Below are 17,483 nucleotides of genomic sequence, written 5' to 3'. Positions count from 1 at the left end.
GTGATATCCACCAATGTGGGCGAAATTGAGCAGATGATTCGCACTGATGATGGCCAGGAAGCGGGGCTACTCACCGATTTCCCCGCGCAGGGGCTGGCCGATGTCCAGCAGCTATACCAGGCCATGAAGCGCTACGCTACGGAGCCGGACCTGCTGCTCCGGCACCAGGCCCTGGCCCCCCAGGCTTTCGCCAAGTTTGACATGAGCCGCTGCGTGGCCTCTTACATGAGCTTGTACCAGGATTGCGCTAAAGCAATAGTTCCGCACGAATAATATCTGCTGAAAAGCATTCGAAAAACCAATATGAGCTGTTGCAGAGCAGCTGTCACTGGGATATTTGGTCGGCAAAGGTCCGCGGGCGTACTCCATTTATCCGCTGCACGTCCTCATCGATATTTCCTGCGAGTTTGTGCTGATAAAAATTATTCCGCCCACCACCACGGCGAATAAGCTCCTCATCACGGGCCTGTCGGTTGCGGTTGCCTTGGCCGGAGCCTACCTGTTCTATCGTTTTGTAGAGCAGCCCTTCATGCGGCTGGCCTCCAAAAAATCGGCATGAGGCAGCGCCTGTAGCCTTAGGTGAATGCGTGATATCCTTGCCCCGTCCCCCGGCGCAGTGGGCTGTCGGGGCGGGTAATGCGTATGCCATGGCTGCGCCGGATAAGCTTCCTCCGGCTGCTAGCCCACCGGCTCCACTATGATACACGGCATTATTCCTACGGCGCTGCGCAGCGTGGCTTACTACGTGGGGCCGAAACAGCGCCGGCAGGCGGCGGTGCAGTTTGGGCTGCTACTGGTTTCGTCGGTGCTGGATGTGTTCGGACTGGCCTCGCTGGTGCCGGTGTTGCTGGTGGCGGCCCAGCCGGGCGGGGTGCGGCAAAGCCCTTTTTTCTTCGCCATCTACCAATACGCAGGGTTCGGCTCGGAGCGCACCTTTCTGGTGGCGCTGATAGCGGGGCTGCTGGCTTTTTTCCTGCTCAAAAACCTCTTTAGCACCTGGGTCAATTACATCCAGGCCCGGTTTACGGCGGCGGTGGGCCTGGAAATTATTCAAAGCCAACTGCGCAAATACCTGCACCTGCCGTTCTGGTATTTAACCGATTTTGGCTCGGCCAACTTGATAAACAGCGCCGTGCAGGTGCCCAGTACCTACGTGAGTGGGGTAGTGCGGCCCTTGTTCACCTTCTTCTCGGAGCTGACCGTGGTGCTGGTGATTGGCGTGGGCATTTTGCTGTATAAGCCAATTCTGCTGGTTATTCTGCTGCTGGTGCTGGCCCCGGCTGCGCTGCTCACCTACCGCGCCCTGCGCACCCGGTCGCGCCGCATCGGCAACGAGCTGAATGAATTACGGCCGGCATCGTTCAGCATCATTCAGGACTTATTTGCGGGCTTTGTCGAGTTGAAGCTGGCCGGCCGCCAGGGCCAGTTTGCTGAGCGCCTGCTACGGAACCAGGCCGCCGTGCAGGCCCTCGATGCCGAAGCATACCTGTACGCGCTACTGCCCGTGCGCGTCATCGAAATGGTGGCCATTATGGGGGTGCTCACCATTTTCCTGTATTCGTTGTATGGCCCGGTGGGGAGCGGGGGGCTGCTGGCGTTGGTGGGCACGTTTGCGGCGGCCGCCTACCGCCTCATGCCTTCGGTCAACCGCATGTTCACCGCCGTGGTGCTCATCAAGCAGAACCAGTATGCGCTCGAAAACCTGGAATTGTTTCGGGGGGCGGCGTTTGACGAAACCCCGCCCGCCGTGCAATTGCCGCTGCCTTTCCGTCGTGAGCTGGTGCTGGACGATGTTTCCTTCACCTTTCCGGACCAGTCCGCCGCTGAAGTGCCGGTGTTGCAACACATCAGCCTGCGCATTGGGAGGGGCGAAAAAATTGGATTTGTCGGCTCGTCTGGCTCGGGCAAAACTACGCTTATGAACGTGTTGCTGCGCTTCTACCGCGAGCAACACGGGCGGGTGCTGGTAGACGGGCAGGCCCTGACGCCGCAGCACTTGCAGGCCTGGTACGAACTGGTGGGCTACGTTCGGCAGGACACCTTTCTGATGGAAGCATCCATTCAGGACAACGTGACGCTGGGCGCGCCCGCCCACGAGGTCGATGCCGAGCGGCTGCGCTATGCCATTGCGCAGGCCTCGCTGGCAGATTTCGTGGCGGCTTTGCCCCGGGGCTTGGCCACCCTCATCGGCGAGCGGGGGGCGAAGCTTTCGGGCGGGCAGCGGCAGCGCATCGGCATTGCGCGGGCTTTGTATAAACAGGCCGAAATCTTACTGCTCGACGAAGCCACCAGTGCCCTCGACAACGAAACCGAACGCGAAGTGAACGAGGCCATTACGCACCTAGCTCACACCGACATGACCATTCTTATCATTGCCCACCGTCTGACCACTCTGCGGGAGTGCGACCGCATATACGACATGCGCCAGGGGCGCATCGTGGGCGTGCATCGGTACGATGAGCTGCCGCATTCGGGGTGAAGCCTGTTGCGGGGTTAACTTTGCTCCGCGCCAAACCGGCCTGCCACGTGCCAAACAGGCGCGGCGTAAAATTGGCTAAGCCGCATTTATTCGGGCCGTTTTCGTCCCGAAGCAGGTGGGCGCATTTACTTAATATGGCAAACACAATCCGCACGAAAATCCTGTTGTTGATACCGAATCTGGGGCTGGGCGGCGCCCAGCGCGTCTTTCACGACCACAGCGTAGAGCTGGCCCGGCACTACGCCGTCACGGAGGCCGTATTCAACCTGGAGGGCGGCGACCTGTACCCCAGCGGCAACCCCGTGGTGAGCCTCGACGTGAGCGGGGGAGGGGGGGCACTGGCCAAAATCCAGAACTTCCGGCGACGCATCAGCGGGCTGCGCCAGCTGCGCGAGCGCCTGCAGCCGGCCGTGGTCATCAGCCACCTGGAAGGGGCCGACTACGTGAACCTGCTGAGCGGCGGCCCCGGCAAAACCATCCTCTGCGTGCACGGCTCCAAGCTGCACGATGCCAACATTCGGGGGCCGGTGGGCTGGCTGCGCAAAAACGTGCTCATCCCCGCCCTCTACAACCGGGCCGACCGCATCGTGACCGTCAGCCGCGACATTATTCCGGAGCTGGTCAACGGCTTTGGTGTGAAGCCCGCCAAGTTGCTGACGATTAATAATTTCTTTGAAGTGGCCGAGATTGAGGCCAAAAGCCGGGAGTCCCTGTCGGCTGCCGAGGCGGCGGTATATGCCGCTGCCCCGGTGCTGGTAACCTCGGGCCGCCTCACGCTGCAAAAGAACCAAGGCCCCCTGCTCGATGCCTTCGCCGAATTGCGCCGCCGCCAGCCCGTTAAGCTCGTCTTTGTGGGCGATGGCGAGCTGCGCGACCAGCTCACTACCCGCGCCCGGGCGCTGGGCCTGCGCGTGTACGCCGCCTGGGAAAGTCCAACCCCGCTCACGCCCGACTACGACGTGTACTTCCTGGGCTTGCAGCAAAATCCCTTCAAGTACCTGCGGCCCGCCACGGCCTTCGTGTTTCCCTCGTCCTGGGAAGGCTTCCCCATGGCCCTGGGCGAAGCCATGATTTGCGGCCTGCCGGTGCTGAGCACCGACTGCCCCACCGGCCCCCGCGAAATGCTGGCCCCGGCCACCGAAGCCCCCGCCACCGCCCTGCGCCAAGCCGAGCGCGGAGCCTTTGGCCTGCTGCTGCCCATGCTCACGCAGCCCGCCACGCTCGCAGCCGACCAGGCCGTGTGGACCGAAACCATGGCCGCCCTGCTCGCCGATGCCCCCGAACAGCAGCGCCTGGGCCAGCTGGCCCGCGAGCGCATGCAGGACTTCACGCGGGAGCGCATTTTTGGACAGTGGGTGCAATTGGTGGAGGAGATGAGCCGTGGATAAGTCATCGCCGCTGGTGCTGGTCATCGACAATTCCCGTGCGGTGACCGGCGCGCTCAATGCCATGCGCCATGCCACCGGGCCCTTGCGGCCGGGGCTGCGCTTTGAGTACGTGCTGCCCACCGGCAGCACCGGCCGGCCCGTGCTGGAAGCCGACGGCTACGTGGTGCACGAGCTGCCATTTGTGGAAATCAGCCGCCGCAAGGCCGATTTATTGAAATACGTGCCGTTGCTGCTGCTCAACGGCTGGCGGCTTCATCGGCTGGCCCAAAAGCGGGGCGCACGCTTGGTGCATCTCAACGATTTCTACAATCTCACGGGCTACGTGGCGCGGTTTTTTAGCTTGGGACAGCTGCAGGTGCTCACCCACGTGCGGTTTTTGCCCCAGACCCTGCCGCAGCCACTAGCCCGCACCTGGCGCTGGCTGGCCGAGCATGCCGCCCAGCAAGTGCTATGCGTGTCGGAAGCCGTGCGGAGCTATTTTGCGCCGGCTCATGCCGGGGTGCGCACCGTGTATGACCCTTTGCCCGCGCGTGGGGAGGAGCTGCCACCGTACGCAGTAGCTGCCGGAAGCGACGGCCCGGTGCGGCTGCTATATCTCAGCAACTACATCCGGGGCAAGGGCCAGAACTTTGCGTTGGAGGCCTTTGGGCAGGCGTATGCCCGCAACCCGAACCTTCGCCTGCACTTTGTGGGCGGCGATATGGGCATGGTGAAAAACCAGGAATTCCGACAGGAACTCGAAGCTGCTGCCCGGGCCGCTGGCCTGGCCGAAGTAGTGCATTTCGACGGGTTCGCGGCCAATACGGAGGCCGCTATGAAGGCGCACGACATCGTACTGAATTTCTCGGAAGCCGAGTCTTTTTCCCTCACCTGTCTTGATGCGCTCTATTATGGGGTGCCACTCATTGCCACCGATTGCGGGGGGCCTGCCGAGCTGTTTGAAAACGGGAAATCAGGGCTGCTGGTGCCAAACCGCGCCGTGCCGGCAATGGCCGAAGCCATCGTAGCCCTGGCCGGCAATGAGGCGTTGCGGCAGCAATTCTCGGCGGCCAGCCGTTTATTCGTCCGGCAGAAATTTGCCCCGGCCCATACGTATGAGCGGCTGGACGCGTGCTACCGTCAGGTGCTGGCGCGCCCCTAACACCCATGAGCTCAACTGTTCCCAATCGCATAGCCGCGGGCTGGTTGTTCGGGATATTGCTGCTGGGGCTAGGGCTGCGGATAGCCTTTTTGCTCAAGGGCACGGCCGTGATGTACCACAGCCCTGAATACTTTGCCCTGAACGGTGATTCGTCGTCTTACACCCTAGCGTTCGAAAACTTGTGGAATAAAGGGCGCTATACGTTTGATTTTCTGGAGCCTGACGCAGCTTTTGGTCGATTGCCGGGCTACCCGTTTTTCTATGGTGCGCACTGGATTTTATTTGGCAGCGAGCGGGCCGCTGCCGCCACTGCCTGGAGCCAGGTGCTGCTGGATACCGGGGCCATTGGGCTGATATTCGCCATCCTGCACCGGCTGGAGCCTCACCGGCCGCGCACGGCTTATCTAGGGGCATTGCTATACGCCACCTATCCGTTTATCATCGTCTGGATACCCGTAATGGGCACCGAAATCCTCAGTGTCGACCTGACTTTGCTGTGGCTGTGGGCATTGCTGCACTGGCGGCCCACGGCAGCGTACGCGTTGGGGTTGGGCATGCTATTGGCCCTCGGGCTGCTGGTGCGGGAGTACATGGGCATCCTGCTGCCCATCACGTTTGCCTGGCTGCTATGGCAATGCTGGGCGGAGCGGGAGCGGGGACTGGTGCGCTACGCCGCTTTGGTGGCGGTCGGTTTTGGGTTACTATATGGAGGCTGGCCCGTGCGCAACTACTTGTTGGCGCACCGCCTCATCCTACTAAAACCCCGGGCCGCGGGCTACGCCAACCAGACTTCCGACGTCGACGAGTTCTACCAATGGGTGCACTGCTGGACGCCTGACGAAAACCCCTGGCTCGACTCGGTTCTGGTAGGCACGGGAGCCGTTCGCTTTCCGGCGGCGGCTACCTTCGGCTCGGCGGCCACCCAGGCGCAAGCCCAACGACTGGTAGTTCAGGCACGGCAGTGCGGGTCTGGCTTCTGGGTGTTGCGCAGTGGCGCTGGCAACGGCACCCGCTACCGCAACGCCGCCGCAATGCGTGCCGATACAGCGTACCAGCGTCATCATTTTCAGCATTGCAATGCGGAAATCGGAGCGGGTTTCCAAGCCTTGCGCCAGCAGTTCATGGCCGAGCATCCCGTTCGGTTTTGTTTTGATGTTCCGCTGCAGAACCTTCGGAAAGCCTTGTTCAAATCGTCCCTGACCACGGACCAGGCCCTGGCTCCACGCCCTGCGCTGCCCTACACGGGGCTATTGCGGTTGCTATTGGGCTACCGAACCGCGCTGCTGCTGCTGGGTTGGGGGGGATTACTGGTGCTAAAGGGGCAGCGCAATGCCCGTTGGCTGGTAGCAGCCGTTGCGGGGGGGCTGTACTTTTACATTTGCTTTCTATACCGGGGGCTGGAAATGCGCTATCTGTTGCAGGCCGATGTGCTGCTGCTCGTGCCGGCAGCCCTCTGGCTGGGGCGCTGGTGGCCCGCCACGCTTCCGAACCCCGAGCACCAAGCCATCACGGCTGGGCCCGCCCGTTCTACATCGTCGACGAAGAAACCCACGAAAGGTTGATGGCAAATCCAAGTCTTACCCTGTTCCTGATGACGGAAAAGGGCTACCGGGTGCTCCAGCACATAGTAGCTCATCTTGATATTTCGGTGATATCCCTGGTGGTGGGCGCGCCGGACCCCAGACTGGAGCAGGATTTTTTTGCCGAAATCCAGTACCTGTGTGCGCAGTCCGGTATTCCGTTTCAGCGCCGGAATACGCAGCCAGTTGCAACCACGACTTACGCGCTGGCCGTATCGTGGCGCTGGTTGATTGCCGATGTTGGCCAGCTTATTATCCTGCACGACAGCCTGCTACCCCGCTACCGCGGCTTCGCGCCGCTGGTAAGCTACCTTATTAATGGCGAACCCATTATTGGCGTGACCGCCCTATTCGCCACGGGCGAATTTGACCAAGGGCCGATACTCGGCCAGGCCTCACGCCCGGTGCAGTATCCGCTGCGCATTGCTGATGCCATTCAATTAGCCGTCGAGTGCTATCTGGAGCTGATAACGCAGCTCTGGCCCGGCCTCCGTGCCGGCCAGCTATTGCCCGGTACTCCACAAAATGAAGCCGATGCCACGTACAGTCTCTGGCGCGACGAGCAGGATTACCGCATCGACTGGCGGGCCGATAGCGCCACCATCCGCCGCTTCGTCGATGCGTTGGGCTGGCCCTACCAGGGAGCCAGTACGATACTCAACGGCCAGCTACACCGCGTGCTGGCTGCCGAGCCCGAGCCCGATGTGAAGATTGAGAACCGCACGCCGGGCAAAGTGCTGTTTGTGCGTGCCGGGCAGCCCGTAGTGGTATGCGGCACCGGCCTGCTCCGCCTCACCACCCTGCGCAACAGCAAGGGCGACGACGCCCTGCCGCTGGCCCGGTTCCGGTCGCACTTCGAGTAAGGCCCGGTCTGGCCGTACCTTTGCCGGCCTACTGCCGCGCATGCATCCCCCCATTCCCTTCAACAAACCGTATTTCCCTGGCAACGAAATCCGCTCCGTCGAGCAAGCGGTGCGTTTCGGCAGGATTTACGGTGATGAACTGTTTATCCAGCGGGCGCATCGGTTTTTGGGGAAGCAATTGGGTTTTCGCAAAGTGTTGCCCACCACTTCCTGCACCGATACGCTGGAAATGGTCGCGCTGCTGCTCAATATCACCGGCGAGGTCCCGGGCTTTTACCAGACCTATTAATTCCAGTATGCGCATTTTATTTCTCGTGCCTTATCCGCCCGGCCGGGCACCTTCCCAGCGTTTTCGCTTCGAGCAGTACCTGGATATCCTTACGGCGGCCGGGCACACCTACCACCTGGCCCCGTTCATCTCGGTGGCTACTTGGAACATCCTCTACCAGCCGGGCCAGGCGGGTGCTAAGGTATTGGGCATTCTGGGCGGTTTTGCCCGGCGGCTGGCGCTCATGTTCCGCGTGCCGAACTATGATTTCGTGTTCGTGCACCGCGAAGCCGCGCCCGTGGGGCCGCCGGTGTTCGAGTGGATTATCAGCAAAGTCCTCGGCAAGAAGATTATCTACGATTTCGACGATGCCATCTGGCTGGCCAATACGTCCGAAGCCAACAAAATAGCGGCCGGCGTGAAGTGGCACCACAAGGTGGCCGACATCTGCAGCTGGGCCTATAAAAACAGCTGCGGCAATGCCTACCTGGCCGATTATGCCCGGCAGTTCAACCCCCGCGCCGTGGTCAACCCCACTACCATCGATACGGTGCACCTGCACAATCAGGTGCGCGACCAGGCCGCGCCCGGCCGTCTCGTCATCGGCTGGACCGGCACGCACTCCACCCTCAAGTACCTCGACCAAGTGGTGCCGGTGCTGGCCAAGCTGGAAGCCGAAGGACTGGACTTCGAATTCCGGGTTATTTCCAACCAGCCCCCCGCTTTCCCACTGAATTCCCTCGTGTACCTGCCCTGGCGCAAAGACACGGAAATAGCCGACTTGCTGGGCTTTCACGTAGGCCTGATGCCGCTGGAGGACGACCCGTGGGCCAAAGGCAAATGTGCCTTTAAGGCCCTGCAGTACATGGCCTTAGGCGTGCCCGCGCTGGTGTCGCCGGTGGGCATGAATACCGAAGTGGTGCAGCACGGCTACAACGGTTTTGTGTGCGCTACGCCTGCTGAATGGGAAGCCAGCCTACGCCAGCTGCTGGCCGATGCCAGCCTCCGACAGCACTTGGGCGCGGCCGCCCGCGCCACCATCGAGCAACGCTACTCGGTACTCGCTAACACCCCCAACTTCCTGAACCTGTTCAGCTAAGCCTAAGCACGCGCTAGGCGGGGCACACCCGCTACGCGCCGCTGCCCGGCGCGGGCAGCGGCCTGCGGCACCGTGATGCTTTGCAGGATATACAAACCACTCAGGTAGAAGGGCATAAGCGGAATTTTATAGCGCACTAGGGTGCCAAAGTTGCCGCTGGAAATTCCTACCGAAATAGCAAAAATCAGGCTGAATACAAAACAGAGCGTAAGCACGGGCACACTTCCTATCGCGCCGAGGGTCTTGAAAAAACCTACGCGCCAGAAGATGCGCAGCGTCAGCAGGATAAAATACGAGGCTTCTAGGGCCGACAGTAGCATAGTCGGGTTGCGGGCTTCCCACAGGAATGGCCGGAACAGCGAAACGATAATGGCTTGGGGTGCCAGCTTGGCCATACCGCTTAGGGTACCATCCTGAACCCCAATGTTGTAGCCCGAACCCTGTTCAGATTTACTTACCTGTTGCAGGTAGTCAGCCGTTAGCTTACTCTGCTCGCCGATTTTGTCTAGGTTGAAGCGCGCATCGGCGGCGGCCAACTGCGACATGGCGAAGAGGGCCACCATCCCGCCAACTCCCAGAAACAAAGGTTTGGCCACCCAGCGTACCGCCGCGCTCTTAATGTTGCGGGTGTTTTCGTTGAATACCCACAACAGCGCCGGCGGCATAAACGCGAGCAGAATGTACGTCTTCATCGACAGGATAACCCCGCCCATCATTACGCCCAGCACCACGCAGCGAATGATATTCTTGCGCTCAATGGCTCCGCGGTAAAAACAATAGAACAGCCACCCCAATGCCCCCATACATAACGAGTCCTTGAGCAGGCCTGAACCCCAGAAAAATACTGACGGCAGGAAAAAAACGGCAATTGCTAACTCTTTGTATACCTGCGGCCGAATTTTGGCAAACGTCATGTACATCACCCACATACCGCTGAAAGTAATGGCCGCAAACAGCACTGCGATAACGGTATAAGTATAAAAGCTAAACACGGCAAACACCGCCGCTACCCGAACCACAAAGTATTCGTTGCTGCCACGCCCGAACCACTGCATCTGGCCGGTGTACTTGGCAATGGCGGGGGTTACATCGCCGGAAGTGGTCACCAGCTCTAGGCCCGCCGTGAAGGAGTCGCCGAAGGCGTGGTAGATAATGCCGGCCTGCTTGAAGTAGTTGTTCGTGTCGCCGCTGTAGAGCGTGTGGTACAGGATGCCCAGGGCAATGGCGCCTACTATCTTGACTGTCAGGGCTGGAATGAAATACTTCTTCGTATACACGTTCGTCACCGACCCGCGCACCCCGAAGGCAATGCCGTATATAAGAGCCAGATAAAGCGGGGTAATATATAAATCCTTTAGCTCCATAATGCGCGGGCTAGGCTTTGGGGTTCTTTTTCAACCACGCCTTGGCCTCTTTGTATTGTTCCGATTTGTGGTCGGCTTTGTCGGCCACTACCGCGTAATAGCGCTTGGCGGCCGCCAAGTCCTTGTCCTTCACCGCGAGGCGGGCCAGGTTGGCATTGGCAAACAAATAAAACCCGCCGGAAGTGTCGCCCGTGCTTTCGGCAAACACGATGCACCGCTGGTAGTAGTCTTTGGCTTTGGCAATGTCGCGGTAGCGGTTCTGCATCAGGTAGCCCAGGAAGTAGCTGGCGTAGCGCCCGCTGATGCCTTCGTAGCCCGGCATGCCCTTGTTAATCTTGTCCAGAATTTCGCGACTTACCCGCTCGCAGTCCGTGAATTCGCCCTGGTCGTAGGCCAGCAGCGCGTAAAACCGTTGGAAATAGCCGTTGTCCGGAAACTTGTTGGCCAGAAATTTGGCCACGGGCATGGCTTCTTCGGCGTTGTTCTCCTCGTTTTTGAGGATGCCCATGAGAAATACCCGGGCCTCGGTGGCCGTATAAAAACCGTTGGTAGCCACGCTCCGCAATTGCTCCAGACCCAGCTTCTTGTCGCCCTTTGGGAAGAACAGCAGCACGGGCTTGAGCAGCGGGTAATTGTCCGGAATCCAGACGGCGTAGTAATTGAACAAGGCCTGGCCGAACTGAAATTCCGGGCTCAGTCCATTGGCTTCCTGGCTCTTTTTAAGATAGTTAAGTGAGCGACGGGCCCCCACGGTGGCCTTGCGCCAGTCGTGCCGCTCGGCGTGCAGGCGGGCATCGAAGCCGTAAGCCGCCGAGAGAAAGAAGCTGGCTTCGTAGTTGTGATTATCCGCGTCGTAGAGTGCCTGGGCCTTGGTGATGGCCGTGTCCATGTAGGCGAAAAAGGGCTTGTCGTACTGCGTGCTCTGGAAGTTGGTGGGGCGAATTTTCCACCAGGTGCTCAGCCCCAGCATAAAATACGCCATGGGGTGGTTCGGGTAGCGGCGGCGCAGCGAGCGGAACTGCTTTTCGGCCTTGTCGAACTTAAAGTTGTAAATATTATAGACGGCCCCATCCAGCTCCATCTGGATGTCCTTGTCCATCAGCAGCCAGCCTTTGGTATCAATGGCCGAGGGCAACACGCCCACCGAGTCGAGCGCCACCGTCTTCATCGGGGGCGGGGTGCGGATTGTATCGGGCGTTTGGGCCCTGCCCAGCAATGGCAGCATGAGCAACCCCAGGCAGATACAAAACAGCGAACGCAGCATAGAATGAGAGTAGATAGCAGCCCCAAACCCTTGTTCTGCCGGCACAGATGAGGAAGTGCAGGGAACGGGCCTGCTAAAGTACGGAGTTTGCCCTAGCTTTGGCCGTACTTCTGCTCGCTTATGCACCTGCTCCACTCGCTTTGCCGCCTGCCGGCCCCCGCCGGCAACGAAGCCGCGCTCACCCAATTTGTACTCGATTACGTTCGGCAGCAGCAGCATGCCTGGCGGCACCAACCCCAAATCATCGCCGACGAACGGTTTCAGGACTGCATCCTGCTGGTGTTCGGAAAGCCGCGCACGGCCGTTTTTGCCCATCTCGATAGCATCGGTTTCACAGTGCGCTATGGCCGGCAGTTGGTCCGAATTGGCGGCCCGCAGGCCGAAGCGGGGTACCGCCTGGTAGGAAAGGATTCGCAAGGAGAAGTAGACTGTACGTTAACCGTTGACGAAGAAACGGGCGAACTGGGCTACGCGTTCCACCGCGATATTGACCGGGGCACCGAGCTCACGTTCTACTGCGACTTCCGCGAAACGGCCACCACCGTGCAAAGCTGCTACCTCGACAACCGCCTCGGCGTGTGGAATGCCCTACGCCTGTGCGAAACCCTGGAGGACGGCATCATTGCCTTTTCGTGCTGGGAAGAGCACGGCGGCGGCTCGGTGGCCTACCTCGCCAAATACATCTACGAAACCTACGGCGTGCGCCAGGCCCTGATTTCGGACATCACCTGGGTCACCGAGGGGGTGCACGCCGGCCAGGGCTGTGCCATCTCGCTACGCGACTCGCTCATTCCGCGCCGGGCCTATGTCAACCGGATTCGGGCCATTGCAGTCGATTCGGGCATTCCTCATCAGCTGGAGGTAGAAGGCAGCGGCGGTTCCGATGCCAAGGAATTGCAGCATGCCGCCGCGCCTTGGGACTGGTGCTTCATCGGCGCGCCCGAGGACCATGTGCACTCGCCCGATGAGCTGGTTGACAAGCGCGACATTGCCAGTATGCTGGCCCTTTATCAGGAGTTGATGCAGAAACTATAGCTGGACGCCGGTTGTGGCCCCGACAGCGAACGAAAAATGAATGAAAAAGGCCTGATTTGAGCAATTCAAATCAGGCCTTTTTGCGTGCGGTCAGAGGGCCGGCTTACCCGCTTTTCGCTGGCTTGAGTAACCCGGCAAGGTGCTTTTGCTAAAGGCGTTAATTGAAAATCTTGTATTCGATAGGATTTCCGCTACTTTGCGAACCGAAAACCGCTCAACTCACTTTTTCCCACCCATTCACTTTTTATGACCCCATACCTTTACGCCGTGCCCGCCTTGGGCATTTTTGCCTTGCTCTATACCTGGCTGCGCGCCGGTTGGGTCACGAAGCAGGATGCCGGTGATGCCCGCATGACCACCATCGCCGGCTATATCGCCGACGGGGCCATTGCCTTTCTCAAGGCCGAATACAAGGTGCTGGCCCTATTTGGCCTCATCGCCGGGGCCTTCCTATTCTACTTGGGCACTACGAGCGGCAACTCGAGCCCCATCATCGTCATCGCGTTTCTGATTGGGGGCGTGTTTTCGGCATTGGCCGGTTTTATTGGGATGAAAATCGCCACCAAAGCCAACGTGCGCACCGCGCAGGCCGCCAAAACGAGCCTCAGCACCGCGCTGAACGTGTCGTTTTCGGGCGGCTCGGTGATGGGCATGGGCGTGGCCGGGCTGGCCGTGCTGGGCCTGGGCTCGTTGTTTATTGTGTTTTATAAGTTGTTCGTGCCCAGCGGACTCGCCAATGGCGCAGAGATGGAAAAAGCCCTCGAAGTCCTCACCGGCTTCTCTTTGGGCGCTGAAAGCATTGCCCTGTTTGCCCGCGTGGGCGGCGGCATCTACACCAAAGCGGCCGACGTAGGGGCTGACCTTGTGGGCAAAGTCGAAGCCGGCATTCCCGAAGACGACCCCCGCAACCCCGCCACCATCGCCGACAACGTGGGCGACAACGTGGGCGACGTGGCCGGCATGGGGGCTGACTTGTTTGGCTCCTACGTCGCTACTATTTTGGCCACCATGGTATTGGGCCGCGAAGTAACTGTGACCAACGACCAGTTCGGAGGCCTCTCGCCCATCTTTTTGCCAATGGCTATTGCGGGTATGGGCATTATCGCCTCGCTCATCGGCATCCTCTGTGTGCGCGTAAAAGAAGGTGGCAACGTGCAAGGCGCACTCAACACCGGCAACTACATTTCGGTAGCAGTATCCGCAGCCGGAGCCTACGGCCTCATCATGTGGATTCTGCCTTCCGGCACCTTCACCATTCGCGGCATCAGCTTCGATGCCATGCATGTTTTTTACGCCGTGCTGGTAGGCCTGGTGGTAGGTACTTTGATGAGCATCATCACCGAGTATTACACGGCCATGGGCAAGCGCCCGGTCAATAGCATCATTCAGCAAAGCAGCACGGGCCACGCCACCACCGTCATCGGCGGGCTGGCCGTGGGCATGGAATCCACGGTGCTGCCCATTCTGGTGCTGGCGGCCGGCATCGTACTCAGCTACGAAGCCGCCGGCCTCTACGGCGTGGCCATTGCCGCCGCTGGCATGATGGCCACCACCGCCATGCAGCTTGCCATCGACGCCTTCGGCCCCATTGCCGATAACGCCGGCGGCATCGCCGAAATGTGCGAGCTGCCCAAAGAAGTGCGCCAGCGCACCGACATTCTGGATGCCGTGGGCAACACCACCGCCGCCACCGGCAAAGGCTTCGCCATCGCCTCGGCTGCGCTCACGTCGCTCGCGCTGTTCGCCGCCTTCATGGGCACGGCCAACATCACGTCCATCGACATCAGCAAAGCTCCCGTGCTGGCCGGCGTGTTCATTGGGGCCATGATTCCGTTCATCTTTTCCTCGCTGGCCATTGCCGCCGTGGGTCGTGCGGCCATGGCCATGGTGCAGGAAGTGCGCCGCCAGTTCCGCGAAATCCCGGGCATTATGGAAGGCACCGGCCGGCCTGAATACGAAAAGTGCGTAGCCATCTCGACCCAAGCCGCTATTCGGGAGATGATTCTGCCCGGCGCTATCGCCTTGCTCACGCCCATCATTGTGGGCTTCGGCTGCCGGGGGCTGTTCTCAAATGCGTCTTCGCCCGAAGTGCTAGGCGGCCTGCTGGCCGGCGTCACGGTGAGTGGCGTGCTCATGGCCATGTTCCAGAGCAATGCCGGTGGGGCTTGGGACAACGCCAAAAAGTCCTTCGAAAAAGGCGTGATGGTGAACGGCGTGATGCAGTACAAAGGCTCCGACGCGCACAAGGCTTCAGTAACGGGCGATACCGTGGGCGACCCGTTCAAGGATACCTCCGGCCCGAGCATGAACATCCTCATCAAGCTGATGAGCATCGTGTCGCTGGTCATCGCGCCCCACATTGCTGAGAAAGGTGGCGAGCGCGGCATGGCTCCCGTGCACCTGGAAAAGGAGCGCATCGAAGCCGTCGTTCAGCCCCACGTTCGCTACGCCGAAGCTTTTGCTCCAGCAGCATTTCGCGTGATTTACACGGTGTTGCACGGCGTGCGGTAGGGGAGTGCCAGCCTTTGCATCCACCCACAAAGCGCTTGCAATAAGGTTGCTGATTACTAAAAGCCGCGACATTTGTCGCGGCTTTTTTCATGCTTTCTACTCCGTTTTCAATCCCTGCGCATCTTCGGCTTCCCCTCGGGTACCCGAGGGAGAGGTGGAGGCCGAGGCCGATTCCGTGAGTAGCTTTGCACCCTCATTATACCCTCCCCGCGCCGCATGGGCCACGCCAACATCACCATCCACAACAAAGAATTTCGGCCGTATCTATCGGCTGCTCAGCTGGATGAAGTCGTGACCGGCCTGGCCGCCCGCCTCAGCGCCGACTATGCCGGGCAGAAGCCTTTATTTGTAGTCGTGCTTACCGGTGGGTTCATGTTCGCTTCCGATTTGCTGAAGCGCTTCGTGGGCGAATGCGAAATCGTCTTCATCCGCGTGGCCTCCTACGAGGGCACTGGCAGCACCGGCGTGGTGCAGGAAATCCTGGGCCTGCGCGAAGAAGTGCAGGACCGCCACCTCATCATCGTGGAAGACATCGTGGACACGGGCACCACCATGCACCACCTCATGCCCACACTGCTGGAAAAAGGCCCGGCTTCGGTCGAGATTGCGGCCTTATTTTTCAAGCCCGCTAGCCTTCGTCATGAACTTACGGTGCGCTACGTGGCCCGGGAAATCCCCAACGACTTCGTGGTCGGCTACGGCCTTGACTACGACGGCCTGGGCCGCAATCTGCCCGATGTGTACGTGGCCGTATAGCAACGTTTCTGGCCACGATTGAGTAACTTGCCCAAACCCACCAAAATCACCTCCCTCGCGCAACGCGTCTTCTACATGTTGAATATCGTGCTGTTCGGCCCCCCCGGCGCCGGCAAAGGAACCCAGAGCCAGAAGCTCATCACCAAGTACAACCTCGTGCATCTGAGCACCGGCGACCTGCTGCGGGCCCAGATTGCCCAAGGCACCGAGCTGGGCCTCACCGCCAAAAAGCTGATGGATGAAGGCCTGCTCGTGCCCGATGCCGTGGTGATTGGCATGATTGGCAGCGCTCTGGAAACAAACCCCCAGGCCGGCGGCTTCATCTTCGATGGTTTCCCGCGCACAGTGGCCCAGGCCGAAAGCCTCGACCAGCTCATGGCCTCGCACAACACCCACATCGGCTGCATGATTGCGCTGGAAGTGCAGGAAGAGGAATTGGTGAAACGCCTACTGGAGCGTGGCAAAACCAGCAACCGCCCCGACGACCAGGACGAAACCAAAATCCGCCGCCGCGTAACGGTGTACAACACCGAAACTGCCCAAGTGGCCGGCTACTACGCCGCCCAAAAGAAATTCCACGCCCTCAACGGCATCGGTCCAATTGACGATATTTTCGGCCAAATCTGTGGCCTGATTGACTTGCACCAAGCCGCCAAGCCCGAAACCCCGGCCGAGGCGACCAAAGAAGTAAAGGCGTAACTTTACGTTTTAATTCGACTGTCATCTTTTAGATACGACTGTCATCCTGAGCGTAGCGAAGGACCTTATCACGCTTGCACGGTTTAGCGTCACTGCAAATCGTTCGGCCGTGATAAGGTCCTTCGCTACGCTCAGGATGACCGTTTTTTTACCTTAATACCCCAATCCCCGTGGCCTCCAATAACTTCATCGACTACGTCAAACTCATCTGCCGCTCGGGCAAAGGCGGTGCCGGCTCGCACCACTTCTTCCGGGCCAAGGGCCTGCCCAATGGCGGCCCCGATGGCGGCGACGGCGGCCGCGGCGGCCACATCATCCTCGAAGGCAACTCGCAGCTCTGGACGCTGCTGCACCTGCAATACCAGCGCCACGTCTTCGCCAAAGACGGCGAGGGCGGGGGCGAAAACCTGCGCAGCGGTGCCCAAGGCGAAGATATCGTGCTGCAAGTGCCCCTCGGCACGGTGGCTCGTGACCCCGACGGCACGCACATTCTCGAAATCACGGAGCACGGCCAGCGGCTCGTTCTCGTGCCCGGCGGGCGCGGCGGCTGGGGCAACGACCATTTTAAGAACTCCATCAACCAGGCCCCGACCTATGCGCAGCCCGGTGAGCCGGCCATCGAAGCCATCATCATCTTGGAGCTCAAGCTGCTGGCCGACGTAGGCCTCGTAGGCTTCCCCAACGCGGGCAAGAGCACGCTGCTCTCCGTGGTATCGGCCGCCAAGCCCAAAATTGCCGACTACGCCTTCACCACCCTCGTGCCCAACCTGGGCGTGGTGGCCTACCGCGACTACAAATCCTTCGTGATGGCCGACATTCCGGGCATCATCGAGGGTGCGGCCGAGGGCAAGGGACTGGGCACCCGCTTCCTGCGCCACATCGAGCGCAACTCCATGCTGCTCTTTATGATAAGCTGCGACTCGCCCGACATCAACGCCGAATACAACGTGCTAATCGGCGAGCTGGAGCAGTTCAACCCCGAACTACTGGACAAGAAGCGCCTGCTGGCCATCACCAAGTCCGACATGATTGACGA

The 17,483-nt window shown here is 60.1% G+C and carries 16 protein-coding genes; 14 read left to right on the top strand and 2 right to left on the bottom strand.

Annotation, left to right across the window (positions count from 1 at the left end; genetic code table 11):
- The 9 genes from AAFH49_RS20775 to AAFH49_RS20735 all read left to right on the top strand — a co-directional run.
- Window positions 1–273: hypothetical protein (locus tag AAFH49_RS20775; RefSeq protein WP_342301203.1), on the top strand; the 273-nt coding region annotated here is incomplete at its 5' end.
- Window positions 274–337: 64 nt separating this feature from the next.
- The gene (locus AAFH49_RS20770) at window positions 338–559 is read left to right on the top strand and encodes a hypothetical protein (RefSeq protein ID WP_342301201.1); all 222 of its coding nucleotides are present in this window, start codon (window positions 338–340) and stop codon (window positions 557–559) included.
- A gap of 138 nt (window positions 560–697) precedes the next feature.
- Entirely contained in the window at window positions 698–2,479 is a 1,782-nt protein-coding gene (locus AAFH49_RS20765) for an ABC transporter ATP-binding protein (RefSeq protein WP_342301199.1), read from the top strand.
- A gap of 134 nt (window positions 2,480–2,613) precedes the next feature.
- On the top strand, window positions 2,614–3,867 hold the full coding sequence (locus AAFH49_RS20760; RefSeq protein WP_342301197.1) for a glycosyltransferase: 1,254 nt from the start codon (window positions 2,614–2,616) through the stop codon (window positions 3,865–3,867).
- On the top strand, window positions 3,860–5,008 hold the full coding sequence (locus AAFH49_RS20755) for a glycosyltransferase family 4 protein (RefSeq protein WP_342301195.1): 1,149 nt from the start codon (window positions 3,860–3,862) through the stop codon (window positions 5,006–5,008). The genes AAFH49_RS20760 and AAFH49_RS20755 overlap by 8 nt, the downstream gene beginning before the upstream one ends.
- 5 nt (window positions 5,009–5,013) lie before the next feature.
- Window positions 5,014–6,570: a glycosyltransferase family 39 protein gene (locus AAFH49_RS20750; protein WP_342301193.1), complete on the top strand. Its 1,557-nt coding sequence runs from the start codon at window positions 5,014–5,016 to the stop codon at window positions 6,568–6,570.
- Window positions 6,570–7,451 carry a formyltransferase family protein gene (locus AAFH49_RS20745; RefSeq protein WP_342301191.1) on the top strand — a complete coding sequence of 294 codons (882 nt, stop codon included), beginning with the start codon at window positions 6,570–6,572 and terminating at the stop codon, window positions 7,449–7,451. The genes AAFH49_RS20750 and AAFH49_RS20745 overlap by 1 nt, the downstream gene beginning before the upstream one ends.
- 40 nt (window positions 7,452–7,491) lie before the next feature.
- Window positions 7,492–7,740: a hypothetical protein gene (locus AAFH49_RS20740; protein WP_342301190.1), complete on the top strand. Its 249-nt coding sequence runs from the start codon at window positions 7,492–7,494 to the stop codon at window positions 7,738–7,740.
- 7 nt (window positions 7,741–7,747) lie between these two features.
- Window positions 7,748–8,818 carry a glycosyltransferase family 4 protein gene (locus tag AAFH49_RS20735; RefSeq protein WP_342301189.1) on the top strand — a complete coding sequence of 357 codons (1,071 nt, stop codon included), beginning with the start codon at window positions 7,748–7,750 and terminating at the stop codon, window positions 8,816–8,818.
- A 2-nt stretch (window positions 8,819–8,820) separates the two neighbouring features.
- On the opposite strand, the gene AAFH49_RS20730 is transcribed toward AAFH49_RS20735, so the two are convergent.
- Together AAFH49_RS20730 and AAFH49_RS20725 are read right to left on the bottom strand one after the other, a co-directional pair.
- On the bottom strand, window positions 8,821–10,182 hold the full coding sequence (locus AAFH49_RS20730) for a hypothetical protein (protein WP_342301188.1): 1,362 nt from the start codon (window positions 10,180–10,182) through the stop codon (window positions 8,821–8,823).
- A 10-nt stretch (window positions 10,183–10,192) separates the two neighbouring features.
- A complete protein-coding gene (locus AAFH49_RS20725; RefSeq protein ID WP_342301186.1) occupies window positions 10,193–11,446 on the bottom strand; it encodes a tetratricopeptide repeat protein in 1,254 nt (417 codons plus the stop codon).
- 120 nt (window positions 11,447–11,566) lie between these two features.
- Between AAFH49_RS20725 and AAFH49_RS20720 the strand changes: the two genes are divergently transcribed.
- The 5 genes from AAFH49_RS20720 to obgE form a co-directional block, all read left to right on the top strand.
- On the top strand, window positions 11,567–12,481 hold the full coding sequence (locus tag AAFH49_RS20720) for a M20/M25/M40 family metallo-hydrolase (protein ID WP_342301184.1): 915 nt from the start codon (window positions 11,567–11,569) through the stop codon (window positions 12,479–12,481).
- A 246-nt stretch (window positions 12,482–12,727) separates the two neighbouring features.
- Window positions 12,728–14,992: a sodium-translocating pyrophosphatase gene (locus AAFH49_RS20715; protein WP_342301182.1), complete on the top strand. Its 2,265-nt coding sequence runs from the start codon at window positions 12,728–12,730 to the stop codon at window positions 14,990–14,992.
- 216 nt (window positions 14,993–15,208) lie between these two features.
- A complete protein-coding gene (locus AAFH49_RS20710; RefSeq protein ID WP_342301180.1) occupies window positions 15,209–15,748 on the top strand; it encodes a phosphoribosyltransferase in 540 nt (179 codons plus the stop codon).
- Between the two features lie 75 nt (window positions 15,749–15,823).
- Window positions 15,824–16,447, top strand: a complete 624-nt coding sequence (locus AAFH49_RS20705) for an adenylate kinase (RefSeq protein WP_342301205.1) — start codon at window positions 15,824–15,826, stop codon at window positions 16,445–16,447.
- Window positions 16,448–16,617: 170 nt separating this feature from the next.
- The coding region (gene obgE, locus AAFH49_RS20700; RefSeq protein WP_342301178.1) for a GTPase ObgE at window positions 16,618–17,483 on the top strand (866 nt) is incomplete at its 3' end.

The sequence above is a fragment of the Hymenobacter segetis genome, from assembly GCF_038448715.1.
In the GTDB taxonomy this organism is placed as follows: domain Bacteria; phylum Bacteroidota; class Bacteroidia; order Cytophagales; family Hymenobacteraceae; genus Hymenobacter; species Hymenobacter segetis.
The sequence above is the reverse complement of the archived record's forward strand: the minus strand, read 5'-3'. Positions and strand labels throughout refer to the sequence as shown.

What these genes read in the sequence shown, in the direction of transcription:
- AAFH49_RS20750 (WP_342301193.1), top strand. Translation starts at nt 5,014, where the DNA reads ATGAGCTCAACTGTTCCCAATCGCATAGCCGCGGGCTGGTTGTTCGGG.
- AAFH49_RS20730 (WP_342301188.1), bottom strand. Translation starts at nt 10,182, where the DNA reads ATGGAGCTAAAGGATTTATATATTACCCCGCTTTATCTGGCTCTTATA.
- AAFH49_RS20735 (WP_342301189.1), top strand. Translation starts at nt 7,748, where the DNA reads ATGCGCATTTTATTTCTCGTGCCTTATCCGCCCGGCCGGGCACCTTCC.
- AAFH49_RS20725 (WP_342301186.1), bottom strand. Translation starts at nt 11,446, where the DNA reads ATGCTGCGTTCGCTGTTTTGTATCTGCCTGGGGTTGCTCATGCTGCCA.
- AAFH49_RS20760 (WP_342301197.1), top strand. Translation starts at nt 2,614, where the DNA reads ATGGCAAACACAATCCGCACGAAAATCCTGTTGTTGATACCGAATCTG.
- AAFH49_RS20705 (WP_342301205.1), top strand. Translation starts at nt 15,824, where the DNA reads ATGTTGAATATCGTGCTGTTCGGCCCCCCCGGCGCCGGCAAAGGAACC.
- AAFH49_RS20715 (WP_342301182.1), top strand. Translation starts at nt 12,728, where the DNA reads ATGACCCCATACCTTTACGCCGTGCCCGCCTTGGGCATTTTTGCCTTG.
- AAFH49_RS20765 (WP_342301199.1), top strand. Translation starts at nt 698, where the DNA reads ATGATACACGGCATTATTCCTACGGCGCTGCGCAGCGTGGCTTACTAC.
- AAFH49_RS20740 (WP_342301190.1), top strand. Translation starts at nt 7,492, where the DNA reads ATGCATCCCCCCATTCCCTTCAACAAACCGTATTTCCCTGGCAACGAA.
- AAFH49_RS20710 (WP_342301180.1), top strand. Translation starts at nt 15,209, where the DNA reads ATGGGCCACGCCAACATCACCATCCACAACAAAGAATTTCGGCCGTAT.
- AAFH49_RS20745 (WP_342301191.1), top strand. Translation starts at nt 6,570, where the DNA reads ATGGCAAATCCAAGTCTTACCCTGTTCCTGATGACGGAAAAGGGCTAC.
- AAFH49_RS20720 (WP_342301184.1), top strand. Translation starts at nt 11,567, where the DNA reads ATGCACCTGCTCCACTCGCTTTGCCGCCTGCCGGCCCCCGCCGGCAAC.